The organism is Streptomyces sp. 11-1-2, assembly GCF_003595545.1.
In the GTDB taxonomy this organism is placed as follows: Bacteria; Actinomycetota; Actinomycetes; order Streptomycetales; family Streptomycetaceae; genus Streptomyces; species Streptomyces hygroscopicus_B.
In genome coordinates, this window is the sequence record NZ_CP022545.1 from 7,350,312 (window position 1) to 7,375,790 (window position 25,479).

At 71.4% G+C, this 25,479-nt stretch carries 21 protein-coding genes and 1 pseudogene; 10 read left to right on the forward strand and 12 right to left on the reverse strand.

Annotation, left to right across the window (positions count from 1 at the left end):
• From CGL27_RS31690 to CGL27_RS31705, 4 genes are all read right to left on the reverse strand, one after another.
• Entirely contained in the window at positions 1-1,221 is a 1,221-nt protein-coding gene (locus CGL27_RS31690) for a C40 family peptidase (protein ID WP_119991463.1), read from the reverse strand.
• A gap of 127 nt (positions 1,222-1,348) precedes the next feature.
• Complete coding sequence (locus CGL27_RS31695) at positions 1,349-1,615, reverse strand: hypothetical protein (protein ID WP_078647662.1); 267 nt, start codon at positions 1,613-1,615, stop codon at positions 1,349-1,351.
• A gap of 102 nt (positions 1,616-1,717) precedes the next feature.
• Positions 1,718-2,548, reverse strand: a complete 831-nt coding sequence (locus tag CGL27_RS31700) for a TetR/AcrR family transcriptional regulator (protein WP_240450707.1) — start codon at positions 2,546-2,548, stop codon at positions 1,718-1,720.
• Positions 2,549-2,849: 301 nt separating this feature from the next.
• Positions 2,850-3,779 carry a diiron oxygenase gene (locus tag CGL27_RS31705; protein WP_119991464.1) on the reverse strand — a complete coding sequence of 310 codons (930 nt, stop codon included), beginning with the start codon at positions 3,777-3,779 and terminating at the stop codon, positions 2,850-2,852.
• Positions 3,780-3,970: 191 nt separating this feature from the next.
• Here CGL27_RS31705 and CGL27_RS31710 point away from each other — a divergent pair, with 191 nt between their 5' ends.
• Together CGL27_RS31710 and CGL27_RS31715 are read left to right on the forward strand one after the other, a co-directional pair.
• Positions 3,971-5,086, forward strand: coding sequence for a ferritin-like domain-containing protein (locus CGL27_RS31710; protein WP_119991465.1), 1,116 nt, complete (start codon positions 3,971-3,973; stop codon positions 5,084-5,086).
• 311 nt (positions 5,087-5,397) lie between these two features.
• Entirely contained in the window at positions 5,398-5,910 is a 513-nt protein-coding gene (locus tag CGL27_RS31715) for a GNAT family N-acetyltransferase (RefSeq protein ID WP_078643598.1), read from the forward strand.
• A gap of 157 nt (positions 5,911-6,067) precedes the next feature.
• Here CGL27_RS31715 and CGL27_RS31720 read toward each other — a convergent pair whose 3' ends face one another.
• A complete protein-coding gene (locus tag CGL27_RS31720) occupies positions 6,068-6,967 on the reverse strand; it encodes a LysR family transcriptional regulator (protein WP_119994641.1) in 900 nt (299 codons plus the stop codon).
• Positions 6,968-7,156: 189 nt separating this feature from the next.
• Between CGL27_RS31720 and CGL27_RS31725 the strand changes: the two genes are divergently transcribed.
• Together CGL27_RS31725 and CGL27_RS31730 are read left to right on the forward strand one after the other, a co-directional pair.
• Positions 7,157-8,443, forward strand: a complete 1,287-nt coding sequence (locus tag CGL27_RS31725) for an MFS transporter (RefSeq protein ID WP_119991466.1) — start codon at positions 7,157-7,159, stop codon at positions 8,441-8,443.
• 42 nt (positions 8,444-8,485) lie between these two features.
• Positions 8,486-8,722, forward strand: coding sequence for a hypothetical protein (locus tag CGL27_RS31730; RefSeq protein WP_014054887.1), 237 nt, complete (start codon positions 8,486-8,488; stop codon positions 8,720-8,722).
• 264 nt (positions 8,723-8,986) lie between these two features.
• On the opposite strand, the gene CGL27_RS31735 is transcribed toward CGL27_RS31730, so the two are convergent.
• A complete protein-coding gene (locus tag CGL27_RS31735; RefSeq protein ID WP_119991467.1) occupies positions 8,987-11,455 on the reverse strand; it encodes an MFS transporter in 2,469 nt (822 codons plus the stop codon).
• A gap of 128 nt (positions 11,456-11,583) precedes the next feature.
• Between CGL27_RS31735 and CGL27_RS31740 the strand changes: the two genes are divergently transcribed.
• The 3 genes from CGL27_RS31740 (at position 11,584) to CGL27_RS31750 (ending at position 13,357) form a co-directional block, all read left to right on the forward strand.
• Positions 11,584-12,198, forward strand: a complete 615-nt coding sequence (locus tag CGL27_RS31740; protein WP_119991468.1) for a MarR family transcriptional regulator — start codon at positions 11,584-11,586, stop codon at positions 12,196-12,198.
• A 212-nt stretch (positions 12,199-12,410) separates the two neighbouring features.
• Positions 12,411-12,806, forward strand: coding sequence for a DUF427 domain-containing protein (locus CGL27_RS31745; protein WP_078643605.1), 396 nt, complete (start codon positions 12,411-12,413; stop codon positions 12,804-12,806).
• 68 nt (positions 12,807-12,874) lie between these two features.
• Positions 12,875-13,357 (forward strand): hypothetical protein, encoded by a 483-nt coding sequence (locus tag CGL27_RS31750; RefSeq protein WP_119991469.1) that lies wholly within the window; start codon positions 12,875-12,877, stop codon positions 13,355-13,357.
• A gap of 65 nt (positions 13,358-13,422) precedes the next feature.
• On the opposite strand, the gene CGL27_RS31755 is transcribed toward CGL27_RS31750, so the two are convergent.
• Positions 13,423-14,091 (reverse strand): lytic polysaccharide monooxygenase auxiliary activity family 9 protein, encoded by a 669-nt coding sequence (locus tag CGL27_RS31755; RefSeq protein ID WP_078643608.1) that lies wholly within the window; start codon positions 14,089-14,091, stop codon positions 13,423-13,425.
• Between the two features lie 629 nt (positions 14,092-14,720).
• Here CGL27_RS31755 and CGL27_RS52375 point away from each other — a divergent pair.
• From CGL27_RS52375 to CGL27_RS31770, 3 genes are read left to right on the forward strand one after another with little or no spacing between them, the layout of a single operon-like run.
• The gene (locus CGL27_RS52375; protein ID WP_240450708.1) at positions 14,721-14,873 is read left to right on the forward strand and encodes a hypothetical protein; all 153 of its coding nucleotides are present in this window, start codon (positions 14,721-14,723) and stop codon (positions 14,871-14,873) included.
• Between the two features lie 7 nt (positions 14,874-14,880).
• Positions 14,881-16,701: an alpha/beta hydrolase gene (locus CGL27_RS31765; protein ID WP_119991470.1), complete on the forward strand. Its 1,821-nt coding sequence runs from the start codon at positions 14,881-14,883 to the stop codon at positions 16,699-16,701.
• A complete protein-coding gene (locus CGL27_RS31770; RefSeq protein WP_240450709.1) occupies positions 16,698-17,657 on the forward strand; it encodes a hypothetical protein in 960 nt (319 codons plus the stop codon). The genes CGL27_RS31765 and CGL27_RS31770 overlap by 4 nt, the downstream gene beginning before the upstream one ends.
• Before the next feature lie 389 nt (positions 17,658-18,046).
• On the opposite strand, the pseudogene CGL27_RS50290 reads toward CGL27_RS31770, so the two are convergent.
• From CGL27_RS50290 to CGL27_RS31795, 5 genes and pseudogenes are all read right to left on the reverse strand, one after another.
• Positions 18,047-18,462 (reverse strand): annotated as a pseudogene (locus tag CGL27_RS50290) (DNA-binding protein).
• Positions 18,459-18,722 (reverse strand): CopG family transcriptional regulator, encoded by a 264-nt coding sequence (locus CGL27_RS31780; protein WP_119991472.1) that lies wholly within the window; start codon positions 18,720-18,722, stop codon positions 18,459-18,461. Before CGL27_RS31780 ends, CGL27_RS50290 begins: the two are co-directional and overlap by 4 nt.
• Positions 18,723-18,766: 44 nt before the next feature.
• Positions 18,767-20,014 carry a TIGR02679 family protein gene (locus tag CGL27_RS31785; protein WP_119991473.1) on the reverse strand — a complete coding sequence of 416 codons (1,248 nt, stop codon included), beginning with the start codon at positions 20,012-20,014 and terminating at the stop codon, positions 18,767-18,769.
• 46 nt (positions 20,015-20,060) lie between these two features.
• Entirely contained in the window at positions 20,061-24,206 is a 4,146-nt protein-coding gene (locus CGL27_RS31790) for a TIGR02680 family protein (protein ID WP_119991474.1), read from the reverse strand.
• Positions 24,203-25,477 carry a TIGR02678 family protein gene (locus CGL27_RS31795; RefSeq protein ID WP_119991475.1) on the reverse strand — a complete coding sequence of 425 codons (1,275 nt, stop codon included), beginning with the start codon at positions 25,475-25,477 and terminating at the stop codon, positions 24,203-24,205. Before CGL27_RS31795 ends, CGL27_RS31790 begins: the two co-directional genes overlap by 4 nt.
• Between the last annotated feature and the right edge of the window lie 2 nt (positions 25,478-25,479).

Sequence of the window (25,479 nt, forward strand, 5' to 3'; positions counted from 1 at the left end):
TCAGCGCTTGGCGACGGTGGCCGGACCCGGGCGCACCGCGCCTTGCAGCGGATTGGAGGCGAGCGGGGAGAGCTTCACCCGCTGGCCGGTGCGCGGCGCCTGGACCACCTGTCCGTTGCCCGCGTACATCGCCACATGGCTCGCACCCTTGTAGTAGATCACCAGATCGCCGGGGCGCAGCTGGTTGAGCGGCACCCGTGGCAGTTGGCGCCACTGCTCCTGGCTGGTGCGCGGAATGAGCCGCCCGGCATACGCCCAGGCGGAGGAGGTCAGCCCCGAGCAGTCGAAGGAGTTCGGCCCCTCGGCGCCCCAGACGTACGGCTTGCCGATCTGGTTCAGCGCGTAGGCGAGCGCCCGCTTTCCTGCCTCCGCGGTCGGCATTGCGGGGCGGCCGGGGGCCGGGCGGGGGCGGGGCGCGGTGACGGTGGCGACCGGGGCGGGGGTGCCCGCCGGGGTGGCCCGCCCGCTTCCGGGGGTCGGGGTGGTGCGGGTGCCGCCACCTGTGGCGGGGGCGTGCGGCGAGGCGCCGTTCGCGGGGCCGAGCGCCCCGGAGTCGAGCAGTTCGCGCTGTGCCTTCGCGGTCTCCTGGCGCTCGCGCTGCGCCACCTGGGCGATCTGGCGGGCGCTCAGCGCGGCGAGCAGCTTCTCGATGGAGTGCAGCTTTTTCTCCACCTTGTCCCGCTGTTTCTTTCGTTTCGCCGTCAGGGAGAGCTGTTTGTCCAGCGCGGTCCGCGCCCGGGTGGCGATGGTGTCGGCGTGCCGCTCGCCCCTGGTCAGCCGCTGCATCAGGGCGGCCTCGCGGCCGGCCGCCCGCCCCAGTTCACGCGCCTCGTCGGCGGCGCTCTCCGGGTGGGGGGTGAGCAGGGTCAGCAGAAAGGCGTAGGAGGAGAGCGTGCTGTGGCCCTGGTACTGCTGACGGGCCAGCCGCCCCGCGTCGTCGTGGCTGTCGGCGAGCTTCGTACGGGCGTGCACGAGCTCGGCCGTGAGCTCCCTGGTTCTGGTGCGCTGCTTGCGCAGCTTCTCCTCGGTCGCGTTGTACGTCTCCGTCGCCTCCTCGGCCTTCCGGTACAGCGTCTTGAGCTGCGTCAGCAGCTCGGACACGGACCGGTCGGCGGGGCGGGAGGGGGCGGCCGTCGCCGTCGCCGCCGGAACGGCTGGTACCAGCGCGGCGGTCGCCGTGATCGCCGCCGCGCAGACCGAGCCCACGATCCGTCCTGACACGTGATCACCTCCGGCTCACTGACGCCTCTGTTCGGCGTCCAGCTCAGCAGGATCGTGGCATGACCTTCGTATCTTCAGGAGAATTGTGGGCGAGTCGGGCGAATATGGTCACCCGTCCGGCGGGCCGTCAGCTCGGCTTGGACCACGGCCACTTCAGCCCGCCACCCGGTTTCCCCTCCGGGTCGTACTCATAGGCCCAGCCCCGGACCAGGCCCAGCCGCTTGGACGTGGCGGCCGGAACCCTGCGGTAGACATACACCGTCGGCGGTGCGCCCGCCTCGTTCTCCACCGGCACCTCGTAGGTCTTCGGCGGCTGGCCGGTGAGCCCGACCAGCACCGGCAGCACCCGGCCGTCCAGCGGCCCGCCCACAAAGGGCGTCTCCTCGCTTCTCACCGCACCAGTCTCACAGCATCGCCCGCGCCCCGGCCGTCACCGGCCGTGCCCATCACAGCAGTCACCGATCGTCCGCGTCACGGCTGTCACCCACCGCACCCGTCACAGCAGATGCGACGCCTCACCCCCCAGCGCGGGCACAACACGGCGTGCCAGCCGCCCGACCAGGCCCTCGGCGGGCTCCATGATGAGCGCGGCCCGCATCACCCGGGCCGCCTGCGGATCGGTGGTCGCGGTGGCGGTCAGCATCGCCACGAACTGGTCCACCAGCCAGTCGCGCAGCTCCTCCACCGGGGGCTGCTTCTCCTCGTCCAGCCAGATCAACGAGGCCGCCTCGACGGCCGTGATCCAGGTGCGCACCATCATCCGCAGCCGCGCACCGGGCTCCTTGACCGCCAGATGGAGCAGAATCTCCTCGGCCGCCGCCCGCCGCACCTCGTCCACGATCGCGTTCGTCCGCGAGGTCTCGACCACGCTGCCGCTCTGCAACAGCGCGCTGAACCCCGCGTCGTGCTCGTCCACGAAGGCCAGATAGCGGTCCAGCACCCGGCTCAGCCGGCCGCTGAGCGGACCGCTCCTGGGCTCCTCGAAGCACAGTTCCAGCTCATCGGCGGCGCTGCGCAGCGCCGCCTCGTACAACTGCTGCTTACCGCCCGGGAAGTAGCGGTAGACCAGCGGACGGGAGGCACCGGCGGCCAGGGCCACATCGTCCAGCGATACGTCCTCGGGCGCGCGATGGGCGAAGAGGCCGAGCGCGGCGGTGAGGAGTTCGGCCCGCCGCGCCTCGACGCTCAGCCTGCGGTAGCTCCCCCGCCGGGCGGCCGGCGGGCGGGCGGTGGCCGGGGGTTCCGCCGCCGGGCGTGCGGCGGCGCTCGCCTCCGCCGGGGGTGTCGCCTCCGGGGGCGCCGAAGCGGTGCCGCTGCCTGTCGTCATGCCTGGCAGCGTAACCGGCCAGGGTGACGAAGCGGATGCCCCCTTCGGCCCGACCCGGATGGGCCCTCGGGTCCGGCCGGAACGCGCCCTTGGGCCCGGCGGCCCGATGCCCCTTGGCCCGGCGGCCCGATGCCCCCTGGCCCCAGCCCTACAGGGTGTCCGCCGCGTGGCAGGGGCTTCGCCCCTGGACGCCGGGGTCTGGGGCGGAGCCCCCACGCGGCGGAGCCCCCACGCGGCGGAGCCGCATATCGACGCTGCGTGGGAAGGGACGGGGAGGGGAACAGCCCGCCGCAGACGACCCCTACGCCAGCAGCCCCGAGCTCTTCCACAGCCGGCGGCCCACGCCCCGCATCACCCCGACGTCGTCGAGGAATTCGGTCAGCTTGGCGGCGCCGCTGCGCATCACCTCACGGCGATGGGCGCTGGCCTGTACTTGAGCGACGGCCGCGCGCCGGTCGAGCCCCACGTCCGAATAGACCTTGGGGTTGATGAACGCCTGCGAGAAGATCCGGGAGAACTCGCCCGACCCGATACGGGTCAGCTCCGCCTCCCAGCGCGGCGCCCGCAGCATCTGGCGGCGCAGCTCCTCGCGCGCGTACCGCACATGGCGCGCCTCCTCGACCACATGGATCCGGGTCACCCCGCGCACCAGCGGCTGCACGCGCTCGTCGGGGAAGGTCAGCCGCTGCATCCAGTCCAGGATCTCCTCGCCGAGGAGGGTCGCGGTGAACGAACCGGGCGTGGTGGAGATCGCCTTGAAGATCCGGCCCAGGTTGTGGTGGAGCCGGGTGACCGGATAGGCCGGGGTACCGCTCTTGGTGATCAGCCGCGCGAACATCTTGGAGTGGCGGCACTCGTCGGCGATCTCGGTGAGCGCGTACCGCACATGGGCGCTGGTCGCGGGCTTGTCGTAGATGTGCCGGGTCATCAGCTGGATGAGGATGATCTCGAACCATATGCCCAGGGAGGCGAGCGCCGCCGCCTCGTGCCGGGCGAGCAGTTGCCGCTGCTCCTCGGGCATCCGCCGCCACATGGGCGTGTCGTAGAGCGAGACCAGCTCCGGCGGCCAGAACCACTTGCCGGGCTCGAACGGCGCGTCCCAGTCGAGTTCGGTGTCGGGGTCGAAGGAGTGCTTGGCGGAGGATTCGAGCAGTCGCTCCGCGACCCGTTCGCGGTCCTTGATCAGCCCGAGCGCGTCCCGGAGCGCGGGGGGTTCGGTCGTGGTGGTCATCGCTGAGGGCACCTCACTGGTGGCTCGGACAAACGCCGGTGGGATGGGTTACCGGTGGATATCTCTTATGAGACTCTGTGTCAGCAAGGGCGTCAATCCCTTGGGGAGGTCTTATTGACCGGCGAGTAACGGTCATGTGAGCCTGCCGAGTACGCATCCGTTCACGGGGGAGCGAGGCGAAGGAGGCGTCGGTGTCGACGCAAGATCTCTACGCGATGGATCCCGGGGACCCCCTGTGGCAGGTGCCCGCCGGTGGCGCCGCCCGATTCAGCTGGGAGTACGACGACCACCGGGCCCGGCTGCTCGGCCTGTACCAGAAGGGCAAGGACAAGCAGTGGGACGCGGTCAAGCGGATCGACTGGGGCCTGGAGGTGGATCCGTACGACCCCCTGGGCACCCCCGATGAGTCGCTCGCCCTCTACGGCACCCGCCACTGGGACCGGATGACCGAACGGGACAAGGGCGAGCTGCGGCATCACGTCGCCGCCTGGCAGTTCAGCCAGTTCCTCCACGGCGAACAGGGCGCGATGGTGTGCGCGGCCCGGATCGTCGAGGCCGCGCCCGACCTCGACGCGAAGTTCTACTCCGCGACCCAGACCATGGACGAGGCGCGCCACGCCGAGCTCTACAGCCGCTTCCTGCACGACAAGCTCGGCACGTTCTACCCCATCAACACCGACCTGCGGACCCTCCTCGGCGACACCCTCCGCGACTCCCGCTGGGACATGGCCTATCTGGGCATGCAGGTGCTCATCGAGGGCCTGGCGCTCGCCGCGTTCGGCCTCATCCGCGACACCACCGACAAGCCGCTGCCCCAGCAGATCCTCGCCTACGTCATGCAGGACGAGGCCCGCCATGTCGCCTTCGGCCGGATGGCGCTGCGCGACTACTACCGGCAGCTGAGCGACGCGGAGCTGCGGGAGCGCGAGGAGTTCGTCATCGAGGGCTGCTACCTGATGCGCGACCGGCTGCGCGGGGTGGAGGTCCTGGAGAACTTCGGCATCCCGAAGGCCGAGGCCGAGGAGTACTGCGAGCAGTCGTCGTTCCTGCATATGTTCCGCAAGCTGCTGTTCAGCCGGATCGTTCCCTGTGTGAAGGACATCGGGCTGTGGGGTGAGCGGCTCCAGCGGGCGTACGTCGACATGGGCGTGCTGGAGCTGGGCGACAGCAACCTCGACCTGCTGATGAGCCAGGACGAGGAACTCGCCGAGCGGCTGGACGAACGGCGCTTCGCGGCGGAGGAGGCGGCGCGCACGGGCGAGGTCGAGGAGGCGATCGCCGAGGGCGCTGCCGAGGCCGGGGCATGAGACCTCGTGGGCGTGTGAGGCGTGGGGCCGGGGTGAGACCTCGTGGGGCCGCGTGAGGCGTGGGGCGTGGGGCCAGGTGGGACCTCGTGGGGCCGCGTGAGACCTCGTGGCCCCCTCAACCTCCCCTCGAATCGCCGTTCTTGGTAGGTTCTTGATCATCGCCAGCGGAGAAGGCCGAGGTCATTGGGGTGCCCTCGGTTCGGTGGCGTTCATATGCCTTCATATGAAGGAACGAAGGAACGGCCGAAGGGTGCTCTCCACGGCGGTGGGGGGCACACCTTTGTTCCGGCGTTCCGGAGGATGATGGTGGGGTGCGGATTCGAACGAGCACCAGTGAAGAACTCCCCGTCCTCCAGGACATAGAGCGCGCCGCCGGACTCTGCTTCCGGGACATCGGGATGGACGAAGTCGCCGATGACGAGCCCCTGAGCCTGGAGGAGCTGAGCCGCTACCAGCGGGCCGGACGGGCCTGGGTCGCGGTGGACGACGCCGACCGGGCGATGGCGTATCTGATCACCGACCCCGTCGACGGAAACGTCCATATCGAGCAGATCTCGGTCCACCCCGACAGCGCCCGCCGTGGCGTGGGACGGGCCCTGATCGACCACATCGCGGTGCGAGCCGCCGACGACGGCGTCCCCGCGCTCACCCTGACCACCTTCGTCGACGTGGCCTGGAACGCCCCGTACTACGCCGCACGCTGCGGCTTCCGGACCCTGGCCGAGGCCGAGCTGACCCCCGGCCTCCGGGAGATCCGGCGCTGCGAGGCGGGCCATGGGCTGGACCGCTGGCCACGGGTGTGCATGCGCAGGGACGTGGGGTAGCGGGGAGGCCGAGGCGGGGTGAGGGAGGGCGTCGGGGGGCAAGGCCCGACGCGGCCCGGGGACGGCAGGCCACGGTACGGCGCCGGGGGCGAGGCCGCCCAGGTCATGGCACGGCATGGCACGGCATGGCACGGCGCGGGGATGATGCCAACGCGGCTCAGTCCGGCGCCGAGCACAGCTCCTCCACCGCCCGCCCGAACGCCCGTATCCGCGCCGTCTCGTCCGCCCGCCGCCACACCAGGCCGAGCATCGAGTCCGGCACCCCCTCGACCGGTACGAAGGTGATGTCCCGGCGGCGGTGATACTCCGCCGTCGGGACGCACAGCAGCATCCCGCCCCGTCCCGCCGCGACCGCAGCCAGCCCCTCCTGGAGCGTGTGCACCCGCGGCCCGCGCGGGATCGGGCACCCACCGGGGGTGGCGGCGGGCGCCATCGCATCGTGCCAGTAGCGCGGCGCGGGGGCGGACGGGCCGATCAGCGGGCAGTCGGCCAGCGCCTCGGCATCCACGCGGGCGCGGCCCGCGAACGGATGGCGGGCGGAGACCACCACCGTCTGCGGCTGCTTGGAGAAGACCGGGCCGAGGACCAGATCGGGCTCGGCGACCGGCAGACATACGATCGCGGCGTCCACCTCACCGGCCCGTACCGCGCCGAACGGATCGGCCAGCGGGACCTCCACGGTCGTCGTCTCACAGCCGGGGTGGCGTTCCCGGAAGGCCGCGATGGCCTCGGTCACCCGTTCATCGGCGGCCCCCTGGAACCCGATCCGCAGTACGCCCTCCACCCCGCGCGCCGCACCGCGGGCGCTCTCGACGGCCCCGTACAGCGCCTCGTAGGCGGGCCGGAGGTCGGCCAGAAACCGCTCGCCGAGCGGGGTCAGCCGCGCCCGGCGGCTGGTGCGCTCCAGCAGCCGGGCGCCGATCCGGCGCTCCAGGGACCGCAGTAGCTGGCTCACCCTGCTCTGCGAGATGTACAACCGCTCGGCCGCGCGCCCGAAGTGCAGCTCCTCGCTCAGCGCGAGAAAGCACTCCAGCTCGCGGATCTCCAACCCGGCCATGGCCTCCCCATGGGTCGCGCTCGCGCTGACGCGCATCGCCTCGCCTGGACTCGTCTTGCCTCGCCTGGACTCGCATCGACGTGCATCGACTCGCATCGACGTGCATCGACTCGCATTGATGAGCCTCGCTCATAGAAGTCTGAGAACTTCGGCGTTGTTCCCGCAGGGGCACAGTTGTTCGCTAAGGACATGTCCAATAGCACGGAACTCACCGCTCCGGCAGGCGCATCCGGGTCACCTCCGGTGGTGCGCTCGCCGCTCAGGGCCTGGCTCGCCGTCGTCGCCGTCGCGGTCGGCACCTTCTCGGTGGTCACCACCGAGATGCTGCCGGTCGGCCTGCTGACGTCGATCGGCTCCGCACTCGGCGTCTCGGACGGTACGGCGGGTCTGGCCATGACCGTGCCCGGTCTGGTCGCCGCGTTCGCCGCCCCGCTGCTCACCGTCACCGTCGGCCGCTTCGACCGGCGGCTGGTGCTGTGCGGTCTGATGGGGCTGCTGGCCGTCGCCAATCTGCTGTCCGCGCTCGCGCCCGGCTTCGCCGTCCTGCTGTTCGCCCGGGTGCTGGTCGGGGTGAGCATCGGCGGGGTGTGGTCGATCGCCGGCGGGCTCGGGGTGCGGCTGGTGCCCGAGCGGTCCGCGGGCCACGCCACCACGCTGATCTTCAGCGGTATCGCGGTGGCCTCGGTGCTGGGGGTGCCGATCGGGACGCTCCTCGGCGATCTGGTCCACTGGCGGGTCGCGTTCGCCGCCATGGCCGCCCTGTCGCTGGCCGTGGCCGCCGCCATGGCCGTCACCCTGCCGCCGTTGCCCACGGCCGGGACCGTGCGGCTGCGCGAGGTGCCCGGGCTGTTCCGCAACGTCCGGCTGCGGACCGGCCTCATCACCACATTGCTGCTGGTCACCGGCCACTTCTTGGCGTACACCTACGTCCGCCCGGTGCTCGAGGACGTCGCCGGGGTCGGAACGGGCCTGATCAGCACCCTGCTGCTGGCGTACGGCGTGGCGGGCATCGCCGGGAACTTCCTGGCCGGCACCACCGCCCATCGCTATCCGCGCCGCACCCTCATGGTCATCTTCACCCTGCTCGCGGCGGCCGAGCTGCTGATCCCGGTCGCCGGTTCCACGACGGCCGGGGCGGCCGTACTGCTGCTGGTGTGGGGCCTGGCGTACGGCGGGGTGTCGGTGACCTGCCAGACCTGGGTGCTGCACGCGGCGCCGGACGCGCGGGAGGCGGCGTCGGCGCTGTTCGTCGGGGTCTTCAACGTGGCGATAGCGCTGGGCGCGCTGCTCGGCGGCCGGGCGGCGGACGGGATCGCGGTCCCCAGCGTGATGTGGTTCGGGGGCGCGCTGGTGGTCCTCGCCCTGGCGAACATGGCGCTCTTCGGCAGCCGGGGAGCCGTCGCGGCTTCCGGCCGGACGGGGGCCTCGTCAGGCCATGGGGCCACGTCAAGCCAGGTGGACCAGGCGCTCAGGTGAGACCCTGAAGCCAGGGGACTCGTCTGCGCGGGAGTGGGTCCGATGGCAGTGAGCATGCATGTGGTCTGGAGCAAATGCGAGCCGGGACGCGTCATCTACGAGACGCATGCGATCGAGACGGTCACCGATGGCTCGGGCGTTCACGCGACCGTCGACAGCCACACGTATGAGATCTCTGTGCGCAGCCGTGCCCAGGCGGAGTCCATCGCGGACGAGGAGGGCTACGAGCTGTACCGGAAGGGCGAGGCGTGGGAGAGCCTCCCCGAGGAGGAGGAATGAACAGGAGCAGCGCCCGGGGGCGCTGCTCCTTACCTCTGGTTACCTCTGGTTTTCGCTGACTCAACGGGACTGCCGTCGCCTGACGGGCCTGCCCGCGCGTAGAGCCTTCAGCGGCGACGCCTGAGCTTGAGACCGACGGGGCCGTCTCCGGCTCGGGGCCGGAGAGGAGGCCGTCTCAAGCTCCGGGCCGGAGACGGGGCCGCCTCCGGTTCCGGGCCGGAGAGGAGGCCCCGTCTCAAGCTCCGGGCCCGAGACGGGGGCGTCTCACTCCTCGCCGTGACCCAGCAGGAAGTCCACATCCCGCCGCTCGGTGCCCGCAGCGCCGCCGACCGCGATCTGGCGGGTCGCCGGTGCGTAGCCGCTGGCCACCACCGTGTAGTGATCGCCGGTGAGGGCCTCGAAGCCGAAGGACCCGTCGTCACCGGTGATCACCTGGCCGACCACGTCACCGGACGCGTCCAGCAGCGAGACCCGGGTGTCCCCGAGCGGCCGGCCGCCCCGGTCCCGTACGGTGCCCCGGACCCGGGCCGCCGGCGGCAGCTGCGCGTCCACCCGCACCGGCTCACCGACGGTGAGCTCCACCTGGGTGGCGTACGGCCGGTGCCCGGCGGCGGCCACGGTCAGCGTGTACGTCCCCGGGGCCAGTTCCGGCAGCGCGAACTCGCCCTTCTCGTCGGCGGTCGCCGACGCGGCCACCTCGCCCTCGGGGCCGGTGGCAGTGGCGGTCGCACCGGCCAGCGGCTCCCCGCCGACGGCCCGTACGGACCCGGTCAGTCCGCCCCCGCCGGACAGCCGCAGATCGCAGACGACGGGCAGGTCCGTCACCAGCAGCGTGGCGGCCTGCGGCTGGTACCCGGCGGCCGAGCCGATGAGGACGACGCTCGCGGTGTCCGGGGCGGGCACGCGGTACCGGCCGTCGCGGCCGGTGACCGTACGGCCGAGCTGACGGCCGCCGGTGTCGATGAGGGTGATGGCGGCGTCGGCGAGCGGGGTGCCGCCGGGGCCGAGGACGCGGCCGTGGATGACGCTGCCGGTGAGGGCGGGCATGTCCGCCGCCGCGTAGTCGGCGTAGGCGACATCCCCGACCTCTGTCGCAGACTCTGTCGCAGCCGAGGCAGCCGAGGCAGGCGAGGCAGGCGAGGCAGCCGAGGCGGCCGAGGTTGCGACGGCGGCCGGGGCGCCCACGAGAGCGGGGGCGGCCACGGGGGCGGAGTCGGCGACCAGGGCGGGGTCCGCCGCGGTCGCGGTCGCGGGCGCCGAGGTGGCCACCGGAGCCGAGCCCGCCAGCCCGGCGCGCCGCCGCGCGGGCAGGAACAGGGCGATCAGCAGGCCGCCGACCGAGGCCGCACACGCCACCAGGAACGACGTCTGGAACCCGTCCTTGCTCGGCAGCGCCACTCCGCCGAAGTCGGTCGTCTGGTGCGCCAGGATCACGCCCACCACCGCGCTGGAGGTGGACATGCCGATGGACCGCATGAGGGTGTTGAGCCCGTTCGCCGCCCCCGTCTCGGCGGCCGGAACGGCGCTGACGATCAGCGTGGGCATCGCCGAGTACGCGATGCCGATGCCGACGCCGAGCGCGGTGGACAGCACCACGATCTGCCAGATGTAGTCCATCATCACCAGGCCCGTGCCGTACGTCGCGCCGATCACGATCAGCCCGAGGACCAGCGAGACCTTCGGCCCCTTCGCGGCGTTGATCCGCGCGGACAGCGGCGAGACCAGCATCATCGCGACGCCCATCGGGGCGAAGTAGAGCCCCGCCATGACCATCGACTGGCCCAGGCCGTAACCGGTGGCCTTCGGGAGCTGCAGCAGCTGCGGAAGGATCAGCGACATCGCGTAGAAGGAGAAGCCGACCATGATCGAGGTGAGGTTGGTCAGCAGCACCTGACGCCGCGCCGTGGTCCGCAGATCGACCAGCGGCTCGGCGATGCGCAGCTCGAAGACGCCCCACAGCAGCAGGATCACCACGGCCGCGCCGAACAGCCCGAGAGTGGTGCCGCTCGTCCAACCCCAGTCACCGCCCTTGGTGATGGGCAGCAGCAGACAGACGAGTCCGGCCGTCAGCCCGAGTGCGCCGATGACGTCGAAGCGGCTGGGGGTGCGGACGGAGGACTCCGGGATGACGGCGAGCACCAGGGCGATCGATATCACGCCCAGCCCCGCGGCCCCGTAGAACAGCACATGCCAGCTGGTGTGCTGCGCCACGAACGCGGCGGCGGGCAGCCCGAGCGCGCCGCCGATACCCAGCGACGAGCTCATCAGAGCCATCGCCGAGCCCAGCTTCTGCGGCGGCAGCTCGTCCCGCATGATGCTGATGCCGAGCGGAATGGCCCCCATGGCCCCGCCCTGGATGGCCCGGCCGACCACCATCACCACCAGGTCGGAGGTGACGGCGCAGGTCAGCGAGCCGATGACCATCAGTGCCAACGCGACCATCAGCATCCGGCGCTTGCCGAACATGTCCCCGAGCCGGCCCATGACCGGGGTGGAGACCGCGCCGGCGAGCAGGGTGGCGGTGACCACCCAGGACGCGTTGGAGCTGGTGGTGTGCAGCAGCTGGGGCAGCTCGGTGACGAGCGGAACGACCAGCGTCTGCATGACGGACACGGCGATACCGCAGAACGCGAGCACCGCCACGAAGCCACCGCCGACCTCCCGCGGGAGCGGCGTGCCGGAGGGCGCGGCGCTCAGAGGTTCCGCGAGGCGAGGTGGGGCTGACTGGGGCATGCGAATGCCGCCTCCAAAGAGATTTCGAGAGATGTGCGATAAGTGGAACGATGAGAGATGTGCATCCTACACATGACGTGTATCGTGCACACTTCGATTGAGGGGCGCGGGGGAGGCGAGGAGGAATCGTGCTGGATCGGCGGCTGGAGCGGCTGGAGCGCGAGCTCATGCTGGTGGCCAGGTGTTCAGTCCTGACGCCCCGCGAACGGAAGGTCCAGGCGACGGAGGCCCACGAGGCCGAGCCCCAGAAACCCAGCACGAAATCGGACGCCCGCACGGACACCGGCAAGGACGCCCACCCGGACACCCGCGTGGAAGCCCACACAGCTCCCCAGACCAACCTCGGCGCCGAATCCTGCACCCCCACCCGCCTGGACCGCTCCGGCTATCTGCTCCTCTCCCGCCTGGACGCCGAGGGCGCGATGTCCATCGGCCAGCTTGCCGACGCGTTCCAGCTGGACGTCTCGACCGTCAACCGCCAGACCGGCGCCCTGCTCCGGGCCGGTCTCGTCGAACGCATCGCGGACCCCGACGGCGGCCTGGCCCGCAAGCTCCGCATCACCCCGCGGGGCGCCGACCGCATGGCGGCGGAACGGACGTGCCGACAGACCGACCTGTCCCGGCTGCTGGAGTCGTGGCCCTCCGAGGAGGTGGCCCGTCTCGAAGACGTCCTCACCCGCTTCAACCGCGAGGTGGAGCGCCAGGAGGGCCGCGCCTGGCCCCGCGAGCCGGGCGACGCGTAGGGCCCTCCGGAACGACGCGTAACGCCCCCGGAATGACGACGGCGCCGAGGACGTTGCCGCAGACAGGACACACGACGCCTGTCACACCGGGAAGCAGCCGGAAGACACCGGGAGGTGCGACCGGGAGGCACCGGAAGGCGCGCCCCGGAGACACCCGAAAACGTGTCCCACTCACCCGGAACCGAACCGCATACCGAGGAGGCCAGGAAGAGATGACCACCCCCGCTTCCCACCCGCAGACCACCGGCACCGGCGGACACCGCGTGGACGTGGAGCGCGGCTCCCAGCACGTCACGGTCACGATCGACGGCCGCGTCGTCGCGGAGTCGACCCGCCCCCTGCTCGTCCACGAGACAGGTCTCCCGGTCCGCTACTACCTCCCCCCGGAGGACGTGGACCTGACCCTCTTCCAGCCGACCGACTCCCACACCATCTGCCCCTTCAAGGGCGAGGCCGCGTACTGGACCTACCGCGGCGCGGCGGGCGACGAGGCGGAGCCCCGGCCGGACGTGGTGTGGGCGTACCCGCAGCCGATCGAGAAGGTGGCGCAGATCAAGGACCATCTGTCGTTCTACGACGCGGTAGCGAAGATCGACGTCTCGGAATAGCGCAACAAACCGCTGACATCACCCCATCAGGGGCCTTCCGGGAACCCCCCGGAGGGAACCCCTGACGCGTGCACATCCACGCGTACTCGTGGCTGGGCGAGAAGGAGCTGTTCGACCGGGAGGCCCTCGGCCGCCCACCCGACCACCCCGGCCCGCCCATCACGGCGGCGGACGAGGAGTACTACCGCGAGGACCAGGAGCGCTACCGCAGCCTCCTGGAAGCCTTCCGCCACTCGGAGCTCCCCCCGCTGGAAACGTCCCTCTGGCTCCTGAAGTCTCCGACCCTCATCCGCGCCACCTTCGAAGAACCCAAGGACGCGGCGGCCTGGCTGGGCCGCGAACTGACCGAACACGCCCCCGGCTTCCTCTCCCACCAGGAAGCCGACACCGCCCGCCTGGCCCGCCTGGTCACCACGGCCGCCGACCGCCTGACCCACGCCGGGGACGTCTCCTTCGGCTTCTACCTGGGCCGCACCTCATTCCTCTCCCTGGCCCTGGTCACCTGCACCCCCAACCACTGGGTCCCGGACCTCCCCTGCCCCCTCGGATGACCCCGCCGGACAGGGCGCATCCGGCGGGGTCGTGGCGCGGGTGCCTGAGCCGTAAGGGGTCCCGCTCAGCCGAAGTTCACGTCACTGCACAGGAAGTACGTCTGGTCCATGTGCGACGCCTGCCAGATCGTGTAGACGACGTGGCGACCGGTGTAGCCGGAGGTGCTGACGTCGATCGCGTAGTTCTGGCTGGGGGCGTATTTGCCGGTCGTGGTGACCAGTTGCAGGTCACTCCACTTGAGCGGCTGGGTGGTGGGGTCGTACCCCTGGCGGGACACATACACCTTGAAGTAGTCCGCACCGTGACTGGCCTGGTCGTACAGCTTGACGGTGAACTTGCCGCCGATGTTCGTCGTCTGCCAGGCGCCCGGCGTGTCCAGCGAGTTGTAGCGGCCGCCCTCGGTGTGGCCACCGCTGCAGAGCTGCCCGTCCGGGATCGCCGCCGGGAAGTTACCGGCGGAGCCGTTGCGGTACAGCCCGTTCCAGTTCCACATGGCGTTCGGGTTGTCCTGCCACGCCTGCCAGCACATGGGGTCCAACTGCGCCATCTCAGGGTTCTGGAAGTCGTCTCCCCAGCGCAGCCAGCACCCGTAGTTGCGGGAGGCCGGGTCGACGACCGATCCATGGGCGCTCGCGGTGGTGGACCACGGGATCAGGCACAGCAGCGCCGCGGCCAGCAGACCAAGGGCGCGAGACGCCCAACGTAAGGAATTGCCGCGTTCATGACAAATCATTTCGCGATCTTCCTCCATCGTCCTTGGGGGAGTGGGTAATGGGAGCGCTCCCATGTGGAGCTGGTTCCCCGACGATGAGACCCCGAAACATTGAGCCGGGGCGGCCACGCAGTCCGCGCCGCAGAGTCAATGCGGCACCTGCTCGGGGTGGGCCCGGGGTGATGGTGTGGCCGCTGCCGGGCCAGGCGGGCGATCAGCCCGGATAAGCCGCGCAGGCGTCAACGCACCTGCACGTACTCTCCCCCGGTCAGGGAGCGCGTCCTACCCCGTCTCGCCGCGCCGAGTACCGTCCCTAAAGTAGGCCACAATAGGCTTGTTGAGTGACCTGAGTCGGGGAGGGCTAACGGGGTGACGTTCGCGCATGAATGGACCCAGCTCAAGCAGGACGCCGCAGGGCGGATGAGGCTGGACAGTGCCGATAAGGGCTCAGCGGGGGAGCGGGGGACCTAAAGTCCAGCAAGGCCGCGTGGCGCAAGGCGGGTGAAGGCGTCGGGTCGCTACGTGAGGGCATCGCAAACGCTCTGACGAAGCTCGACGAGGGGCAGAAAGGCTTAGGCAAGGACGCGGGGTGCCAAACTGCCGCGGCCCAGCGCGCGGTCCTCGACTCCTGGAAGCGTTACGCCAAGGACGTGAGCAAGCGGTGCGGTGAGCTCCGGAAGGCGATGGAGCAGACGGGTCACGACCACGCGAACATCGACCACGCGGTCAAGGCCGAGGTCGACAAGCTGAAGACCAAGTACGAGGACACGCCCACCGTCGGCGGCCGGCCCGGGCACGGGTGAGGCGGGCATGGACTTCAAGACGCTCAAGACACTCAAGCCGTCGGAGTTCGAGAACGCCGCGGACGGGTATCGCGCGATGGGGAACATGGCGTCCGCGGCCAAAGAGCATATCGACAACCAGATAGCGGTGGGGATGCGGAATTCCCTGAAAGGCGAGGCACTGGAGGCGGCGCAGGGACAGTTACGGCAGCTGTCGCGGAACTTCCACTACACACAGGTGGAATGCGGGCTGATCAGTACGGCACTGAACGGTTTCGCCTTCGATGTGGACGCGGCGAAGAAAAAGCTGGATGCGGCGTTGGAGGATGCCGGGACTCACAAGTTCATGGTGAACTCCGACGGCTCGGTCAGCTATCCGGCGGCCGGCAAGGAGAGCGACGGCAAGAAGCCCGAGGGCGGTAAGGCCGACGGGGTCACGGATCCGACGGCGTCGGCGGTGGACCGGCAGGCGGCCAACTTCGACCCCAACCCGAACTTCAAGATCGCTCAGGGCATCGCCAACCGCATCGCGCATGCGCTGGAGGAGGCCACGGAGGCGGACGAGAAGTGGGCGCCGAAGCTGCGAGCGCTGAAGGCCGACGACGATCTGGTCGTTTCGGGCCGTGACTGGGTCGATGTGAAGTCCGACACCGGCGGGGTGAACAAGGCGGCCAAGGACTACCTGGACTTGATCAAGGACCCGCCGAAGCACGGCACCCCCAAGGAGAACGCCTCGTGGTGGAAGGGCCTCAGCGAGGAGCAGCGGGCCGAGTACATCACCCTGCACCCCGACTCGGTCGGCCGGATGGACGGACTCCCGTCCGCCGTACGCAGTGAGGCGAACCAGCTCGTGCTCGCCGAGACCCGCGGCGCCGCCCAGGGACAGCTCAACGACTGGCTGAAGAAGGAGCCGAAGCACTACGAGCCGTACCTCAACCCGATGACGGGCACCACCATGGAGAATGTGCAGGTGCCGACGGAGGCGTGGAAGAGGTGGGACGCGAAACGCAAGGAGATCCAGGGCCGTATCGACGGAATGGACGCCATCCAGAGTCGCTTCAACACCTACACGGGTGAGGACAGCCGCCCCTATCTCCTGGGCATCGACAACAAGAATCGCGGGCACGCCATCGTGTCCATAGGCAACCCTGACACGGCGGACAACGTGGCCACCTACGTGCCGGGAACCTTCGCCAAGCTGAGTTCTGTCGACGGTGACATCCGCAGGGCGGAGCTCCTCCAGAGGCAGGCGGAGCGGGCGGATCGGCATCACTCGACGGCGTCGGTTCTCTGGCTGGGCTACGACGCGCCCCAGAGCATCGTGGGAGACGCTTCGGAGACCAAGTACGCCGACCAAGCCCGTCAGCCCCTGAACGACTTCCTGACCGGTATCGATACGGCCCACGGCGGAAATGTGAACTCGACGCTCGTGGGTCACAGCTACGGCAGCCTGGTGGCCGGTGAGACCATGCGAGACCACCCCGATGTGCCCGTGGACAATGCGATCGCCGTGGGCAGCCCGGGCATGGGGGTCAAGCATGCCGACGACCTGAACATCCCGCGGGACCACATGTGGGCGGCCACCGCCAAGAACGACTTGATCAACCTTGCTCCTCCCAAAGCGGGATTCCTGGCGCCCTTGAACCCGATGGAGTACGTCCGGCTCTTCGACGACCATACGATCGTCCACGGGACCGACCCCACGACCGATGACTTCGGTGGTCAGACGTTCAAGGTCGCCGATGGGAAGGCCCCCGGCTCGGACGGACTCATGCCCGCTCACTCCCAGTACTGGGAGGGAAAATCTCTCAACCACATGGCCGAGATCGTTACCGGAGGGCGACCGTGAAACTACGCACCACGATGGTGGCGGTCGCCCTGCTGGCCGTGGCGCTCGCGACGGCGGCGTGCGGATCGGAGCAGGACGGCCAGGGTAAGCACGACAAGGCGACATCGAAGCAGGTCACCATGGACGAAGAGCAGGCCACCAAGCGCGCAGAAGAGATCATTCACCAGGCTGTCGATGGCATGTCGCCCAAACCGACCCTCAAGCGAAGTGGCCCCGTGCCCGTGGGTCCTTGCGTCGCCGATGATCATGGTTCTGACGATCGGCTGCAGCTCAGCCTCAGCTACGACCTCACCGGGGTCCCGGGCTCGGCGGCCAAGAAGCTGGTGCGGCAGGCCCGGGACGCCTGGGTGAAGCAGGGCTACAAATTCCAGGACTCCGACGAGGACTGGTCCAAGCCCTTTCCAACGGTCGACATGCGCACCGAACCCGATGACTTCTGGATGGACGCCGTCACCGGGGTCGTGGACCGGGCCAAGGGGGAGGGCCTCGCCTCCATCGGGGTGACCTCGCCCTGCTTCGCCCCTGCTGGGGACTCCGCGTCCAAGGCCGACAACACGGCTCTGCACTCGGCTACGACCGCCGACGACCCTGGTGTGCGCCGTGCCCTCGACCACTCCAGCCGGATCTACGACGCGTTGCGGGTCAGGCACGCGACACGAGGCGAGGGTGACGTCGTGCGCACCGTTCAGGACGCCGACGGCACCTGGCTCCACCACGACTGGTCTACCGACCCGCTCACCGCCGAGGAGGCAGCCGACGCGATCGGACGGGCACACGCGTACCTCAAGAGCGCCAACTGGACCGTACGCCACGTCTCCACGGATGCCCCGGTGCCGGCCCTGTTCGCCCTCCACGAAGAGGACGAAACGGTGGCGCAGCTCGTTCCCTCGGCCGAGGGAACGCTGCGCGTCGCGGTGACCACACCCGCCGCCCAAGCCACCGTCACGGACACCTGACGGCGGGACCACGCGCACGCTCCAGATGATCGGTACGTGATGGTGGCTCGGTGACCTGACACCCTTCGAGCCGCTGCGGCTGCGGCGGTGGACCAACATGCTCGGCTACCGGTCGGCACTTGATCTGTGCTGATCCCGGCGAGTGCCCCGGGCGGGGGACGCGTCAAATGGGGACAAACCGATCCATTGATGGGCGGTGAGCTGGTGATCCAATCGGCCATCCCGGTGCCGGTGACTCGAGCGCGCACGTAATCGATTGGCGTTCTGCCCGCACCGCACGGAGCCGCCTCCGGTGGCTCGGCCGTGGCAGAGCCACCGGGGGTGAGAAGAACCGCACTGCTTCCGCTGTGGGTGTTGGGCACGCCCGGCAGCGCGCGACGAGGGCGCCGTCAGATCTTGATGACGGTGACGTGTCCGCCGCACAGTGCCGTGATGTTCTCGGGGTCGGAGGTGAGCACTGTGGTGGGCCCGGGGGCGGCGGGAGCGGTGGCGCTGAGCATGGCGTCGGTGGCGTACTTGTGGCCGTGCAGGCCGGTGTCGGCCAGGAGGGCGGCGGCATGGCGGGCGACGGCGTCGGTGACCGGCTCGACGACGAGACGGGAGAGGGTCTACTCCAGCGCCGGCCGGTTGATCCGGGGGTGGACCACCTCCACGAGAGTGGCGTCGCTGGTGATCACCGGAGGTCGTCGGCGCGGGCCAGGGCGAGCCAGCCGGTGACCATGCGGTCCTGCAGTGCGGCCTTGGCGAGTCCCTCGCTGTCGAGGACCAGGGTGCCGCCGGGTACGGCGGCGGGTGATCGTGTCATGCCGTGTTCGCTCCGTCGGGCGCCTGCCGCCTACGGACCTGCTGGAGTTGGTCCCGGAGCGCTTGGACCTCCTCGTCGGTGATCGGTCCGTGTTCGGCCTCGGCGACCGTGATGAGCTCGTTGAGGTTGTCGCGCTCGATCTGGCGGGCCACGGCCGCGGCGACGTCAGCGGACAGGCCGGACGGCCCGCTGCGAGCGCGAGCGGCTTCGGCGATGTTTCGTGGCATCGTGATCGAGTACTTCTGCGTGGGCTCGGACATGCTCCTTATGCTGCTACGCATACTCCACGCGATCCCGTGAGTTGTCAGGGTGCGAGGTCGGTCAGGAGCTCGTCGAGGACGGTTTCCTCCTCGACGCGTACGCCGAGTTCGCTGAGGGCGGCCCGCAGGTCCGGGTCCCAGGGAGCGGTGGCAGGTGTGCCCGTCAGGGATGGTGCCATGGGGCTTCTGCCGGTGGCGGCGCGGTAGTCGGCGGTGGTGTAGCGCCAGGGGTGCCAGGGGACGCGCCGCAGCAACGCAGCGGCGATGCGTATGCCACCCCAGTCGAAGTCGCCGTGGTAGAGCAGCTTCGCCCGGTGGGAGTGCAGGTGGCGCAGGAGGGTGAGGGCGGCGGCCGAGGGCTGGCCCTGGAGACAGATCAGGGGTGGGCAGGCCGGGCCGTAGGTGTCGGCCGCGGTGGCGAGCACGGTCGGGTTCTCGCAGATGTGCACCACCGGGGGCGCCTCGCGGGGAGGGGTGCGGGTGAGCTGGCGCAGGGTGAGCACGGCGGGTTCCCCGGTGCCGGTGGCCCAGTCCAGCGCGGGTGTGCCGCGTAGGCCCAGGGTCAGGACGGTGGAGGACAGGGCGTCTTTGAGGAGTCCCGCGCAGGCCCATGCTTCGCGGCGCCACTCGGCTCCGGTGCCGTCGGGGAAGCCGGTCAGGGCGCGGATGCCGGAATGGACGAGGGTGGCGAGCGGGGTGCCGTCGTCGAGGGCGTGGGCATCGCCGAGGGTGCGGGCGGCGAAGGCCGGGAGGGAGACGGCCGGATCCGTGGGCAGGCTCCGCAGCGCCGTCGCGGTGGAGGCGAGTAGCGCCCGGGCGGTCTCCGGGCCGCGTGCGAGGCGGCGGACGAGGCCGCTCACGCGTAGGTGCTCGCCCCAGTCGGTCAGTTCGGGCCGCTCGGAGCACAAGCCGGTGAGCGGGGTGTACGCGTCGTGCCAGGCGTCCGCCTCCCGTCGGCGTGCGTCGCTGAGGAGGGTGACGGGTCCGGTGAGGGCGATGACGGCGGTGGCGAGGCCGTCGGGGCTCACGCCGGAGCGGCGCAGGATGGTGTCGACGGCGTCGAGCCGGACGCTCAGCGAGCGCCCGCCGCCGGGGGCTCGGCCCAGCAGGCGCTCGGCGGCGGCCCGCTCGCCGTCGGTGGGCGCGGCCAGGATGACCGGGCCGGTGAGTGGCTCGGCGCGTTCCATGCGGCGGCGTATCCGGACAAGCAGCCAGGAACAGCCCGGATGGCCGAGGAGACGGGTGAGGCGGTCGTGGTCGACGCGCCCGATGGGGGCGTCGGGTGCGCTCATGTGAGGGTCTTCCCCTTCCTCTCCACGGGCGGTCCTGGGTCACTTCTCAGGCCCACAGGGCGTCCTGGCCGGGTGCGGGGTTCGCGGTGGGGGTGGGCTCGGGCTCCCCGGGGGAGTGTGCCGGTGCGGGGACCGTCGCCATGCGGCGGTCGGGTTCGGGGGCCCGTGCCCGCTCGGCGCCGTCCCACTGCCAGCGGGTCACCAGGACCGCGTCGATGTCGTCGACGCGGGAGAGCTGCGCGATGGCGATGCCGGGCACTTGCGGGTAGCAGGCCCATTCACGCTCGCTGGTCATCACCACGTCCAGGTCGAAGGCGTGGAGCAGGCCCAGGCACTTGGCGCGGGAGTCGTCGTCGACGCCGGCGAAGGCTTCGTCCAGGGTGACCAGGCGCGGGGCGTGTGGAGCGGCGGTGGCGTAGTGAGCGGAGGCGGCGGCGAACAGGGGTACGGAGACGGCCAGGACGCGTTCGCCGCCGGAGGCGGGCCCGGTGGCGGGCACCCAGGCGCCGTGCTGGTGGCGTTCGATGCCGAATTCGTGCCAGGCGCGGTAGTCGAGCGCGATGGCGAGCACTTCCAGCCAGCTGCCGGTGGCGTTTTCGGCCTGCGCGCGGGCGATCTGGGCTTGCAGGAACTCGCCGACCGCCGCCCGGTCCTCGGCCGCCCAAGCGTCGGCGGACTGGCGCAGCCGCGCCCGCGCCTGTGCCAGTCCGGCCGGTGCCTTGCGGGAGGGCCGCCACATCAGGCGCAGCTTCATGCCGGTGGAGGTTGGCCGCTGCTCGAGTTCGGTGTTCATGGCGTGTACCTGGCGCTCGGCAGTGTCGATCAGCTCCTGCAGGGTGCCGGCGACCTCGGTCAGCAGGTGGGTCTCCAGGATTTCCCGTTCGTGCGCCGACAGTATGCGGGTCAGCTCCTGGACCTCGGTGGCCAGGGCCCCGGCCAGTTCGGGCACGGCCCGCCCGTGGCCCTGGTAGACGAGGTCGACGATCATCCCGTCCTCGGTCATGCGCGCCGTGGCGCTGTGGCCGCCCCGGGAGAGGACGTCCTGGAGCTTCTTGTACTCCTCGCTGAGCCGCTTCTGCACGCGTTCCCAGGCGCCGTCGGAGTCGTCCGTACCGGACAGTGCCGCCTCGATCGCTCGGGCGAGCGCGATCGCCGGGGTGGCGGCCCAGGATCCGCCGTCCAGCGGCGGTACGGGAGCCTCGGGCAGGGCGACGGTCAGCAGGCCGGTGGCCGCGAACCGCTGGAGCGCGGCGATGGCCTCGGCGCGCGTGGCCGCCGCTTCATGGACATCCTTGTCCAGCTGCTCGATACGGCCCTCGGCGCGGCCGGCGCGGCGGTCCGCGGCGGAGTACTCGTGACGGGCCTGCTTCTGGTCCCGCTCGCACGTGGCGAGGGCACCCGCGGTTTCGGCCAGACGGCGCTCCAGCTCGGCGACGGCCGCGCCGACGGTCGAGCGGAGAGTGGCGTGGTGTTCGTCCGCGGCGGCGGCGAGCCGGGCCGCCTCGGCCATACGCTGGTCCAGTTCGGCCAGCCGTTCTCGGGTCCGGCCGGCTTCCGCCTGCTCGTCGGCGACAGCGCGGCGCGCCTCGGCCCGGTCGCGCAGGGCCGGCCACAGGGCGGCGAGGGCGGCCGTGTGGTCGGCCAGGGCCTGGCGGACGGCCGTGCGGGCCGGTCGGTCGGCGGGCAGGTTCACGGCGTCGGCCGTCTCGGTCAGTGCGGTGGCCGCTTCGGCTTCGCGGCGGGCCGCCTCGGTGAGTTCGGCCGCGCGTTCCTCCTGGCGGGTGCGGGCCCGGTGGGCGGCGTCCGCCGCCGCGGCGGCCACCGCGTGGGCGTGGCGCAGGGGGGCGTCGTCGGGGACGGCGGCCAGTTCGGCGTCCAGGGTGCGGCGGCGCGCGGCCACCGTGGCGCGTTCGGCTTCACGGCGTGCCGTGTCGGCGGCCAGGGCGTCCAGTTCGCCCCGCAGGGTGGCGATCCGGGCGCGGCGTGCTTCCTCGCGAGCGCCCTCACCCACGTACACGGCCGCTTCCTTCGACCAACTGCCGGTCAGCGCGCCGACGCGGAAGCGGCCGTCCGCCGCCACCCACGTGCCGGGCGCACCGGCATCCCCGAGACCGATGGCCGCCAGGAGAGCGGACACGGCCGGTTCACCGACCCGCGTGGCCCGGGGATCGCCGTGGTCGACGGCGGGCCGCAGCGCGTCGGCGAGCACGGAGCCGGCCGGCGACGCATGCGAAGGCAGCGGGGACAGCAGCACGTCGTGCCCGCTCGGCTCCAGCATGGTGCCGTCCGGGCACACCCACGCGTCCAGCAGCCCGGACGCCTCCAACGCGGCCTCCAGCCCCGCCCGTTCGTCCGGAGTGACGTGGTCGTGGAAGTCGACCAGCCTCCACAGAGGCGCTCCGGGAGTCCGGTCGCGCAGGCCCGGGGTACGGGTGCGGGGGGCCTCCGGTCCGTGCTGGCCACCGGCCTCCAGCTCCGCCAGCTCCCTTCTCGCCGCGGTGCGGCGCTCGGCCAGTTCGGCCAGCCGCTGGCCGAGTGCGGCGGCCTGGTCGGCCAGGTCCGCGGCCTGCCCGCGGTGGGCTGCCGCGGTCTGCTCCTGGGCGGGGCTGGGGCCGTGCAGATGCGTGCCCCAGTCGTGCAGAGCGTCCAGGAGCCCCGTCGGGTCGGGAAGGTCCAGTTCCGTGCACCGGTCGAGGTGTTCGCGTACGGCACCCACCAGGTCCTGGCCCGCCTGTGTGGCGGACGCCTCCGCCTGGGCCTGGCGTTCGGCGGTGTGGGCGGCCTCGGTCTGGGCCTCGTCCAGGCGGCGGGCGGCGGCCCGCCGTTCGCCGGCGGCCCGCTCGGCCCCAGCGGCCAGCTCCTCCACGTGGTCGAGGGTGCGCCTCCGGCGTGCCACCGACTCCTCGGCCGCGTGGCGCAGTTCCGCCTCCGGGACCGCGTCGTGGGGCCCCAGCACGTCGTCGAGCCGGGCCGCTCGGGCCGTCTCCCCTGCCTGGCGCAGCGTGTTCTCAACCTGCTGCTCGGCCGCTGTCAGCCGCCCTTCGGCGCTTGTCAGGCGGCCGAGGGCGCGGGAGTTCGCCTGGGCGGCCTGGTCCCGGTCCGTCTTCGCTCGGGCCCGGTCGTCGGCGGTGCGCCGCGCATCGGCCGCCGCCTGCTCGAGCTCCCGGGCGCTGCGCATCTCCGGACCCACGCGCAGCGCGGCGTCCTGGGCCGTCAGCCGCACGGCCGTCTCCTCCAGCTGGGCGATCCGCTCCGCGGCCTCCGCCCGTTGCCGCTCGGCATCCTCCCGCTCGGTCCGCGCCTGGGACAGGTCACGGTGCAGCTGTTCGTAGCGGGCGTGTTCGCTGCGCGGCAGCCGGGCCCGTCGGCGGGTGGCCACGCGGGCGTAGCGTCGGTAGTGGTCGAGGAAGGCGGAGGCGGCCCGTTCGGCCTCACCGGCCGCTCGCAGTTCCTCCTTCTCCTCGTCCAGGGAGCGGAACGCCTCGGCCACATCGGCGATCACCGCCTGGTCCATGGGCGGCAGCGCCTCGGTCAGCGCGCGGGACAGCGCCGTCTCATTCGGGCGCTTGGACAGCTGGGGCTGGCGCAGCTGGATGAGCAGGTCGACCAGGGCGGCGTAGCGCCGCTCGCCGAGCCCGAACAGCGCCTCGTCGACCGCCCTGCGGTACGCCTTCGCCTGGTCGTGGACCATGCCGCGGCCGGCGACGGCCTCGGCCAGGCGATCCCGCGACAGCGCGGTGCCGGTGGCGTCGAGCAGGGTCAGCTCCTCGCCGATGCGCTGGTCGGTGACCGCGTACCAGTGGCGGGCGATGCCGCGGCCCGTTACCGCTTTCAGCCCGCACAGCAGCGTGCGGAAGTGCGCGCGGCCCGAGTCCTGGTCACGGCGGCCGAATTCGATCCAGGTGTAGCCGAGCCGCTCCGGGTGCGGGTGCCGGCCGCCGAGCAGCAGGTTCCACTCCATGCGCTTGCCCGGGTCGGCGTCGGGTTCCACCCGGCGGGCGGACAGGTCGCCGTCCAGGAGGAAGGGCAGGGTCAGGGCGAGCACTTTGGACTTGCCGGTGCCGTTGTTGCCGCGCAGCAGCAGGCGGCCGTCACGGAACCAGAACTCCTCCGTGTCGTAGTGGAAGAGGTCGACCAGGCCGATGCGCAGCGGCTGCCACCGGCCGGGTGTCGGGTCGGGCAGGGCGGTCACGACTGCGGTGCCTTTCGCTTGAGTGTGCGGGGTGTGCGGGGCGTGCGAGGAGCACGGGGTGTGCGGGCGGAAGCCTGTCCAGGTTCCGTCACGACGGTCTCGCCGACCGCGTACCGCGCGAGCGCGGGCAGCGGGACGATGCCCTTCGGGGTGGTGGCGACCAGGCCGAGCGCGGTGAGCCTCTCCAGCGCCTGGCCGACCAGCTCCGCCTCCGCGCCGGGCTGCTTGGCGCTCTTCGACCAGAACGCACCGTGTTCGGCGGCCAGCTCCTGAACCTTGCGTTCGAGGTCGGCGCGGCTCACCCCGCCGTCCATGGCCGCCAGGTGTTCGGCGAGCAGCAGGGTGACGTGCCCGTGCGTGCCCTGCTCCGGCATCCGTACGTCGGTCAGATCGTCGTGCGGGTCGACCATGGCGATGCCCTCGGCCCGCACCTCGGGAACCAGGCCGGTCAGTTCCGTGATGCGGGCGGTGAGGAAGGCGCGCTGGCGGGTCAGGTAGCCGAGTTCCTCGTCGGTCAGCTCCTCGTAGTACAGCACCGGGTCGTCCAGCAGCCTCCGGGTCAGCCGCTGGCGGATCGCGCGGAAACGGAGCTCGTCGCTGTCCAGCGCGCTCTCGGCGGTCAGCTCGGCCAGTCGGTCCTCGAAGTCCTCGGTGATGATCGTCGACGGGCCCCGGCGGGCGGCCAGCAGCCCGGCCAGGACGCGCCGCTGCACGTCGTAGAGCACGTCGCCGCTACCGCTGACGTATGCCTCCTCCTCGCCGGCCACCCGACGCAGCACCCCATGGCGCAGCAGCAGCCGCACCACCGCCGCCAGATCCAGGCGTTCGTCGCGGCGCTCCATGGTGAACTCCACCCCGGCGGCGGCCAGGTGGGGATCAGCGGCGTCCAGCACCACCTGCTCGGCCAGGCGGCCCAGGGCGATCTGCGCCTCACCCCGCTCCAGCGCGGCCAGCGCCAGACACAGCAGCACATACCGGCGGCGCGTGAACGCGGCGCGGCCACGGGACGCCTCGCGCGCCGGATGGGTGGGATCGGCCAAGGCGCCGGGCGTCCGGGCCAGCCGGGCGGCCTCCGCGTCCACCCGCAGCGACCAGCCGGTGTTGCGGTCGAACCAGTCGCGCAGCTCCGACGCGTGCTGCCGCACCAGCCGGAACTCGTCCGCGTGCGGGCCCCGCGCCAGCAACAGCGGCTCCTTCAACAGCGTCCGGGCCGCCTTGTGCACCTCGGCCGTTCGCCGGCCGTCCAGCACCTCGCCCAGGGGCGTGGTCATGG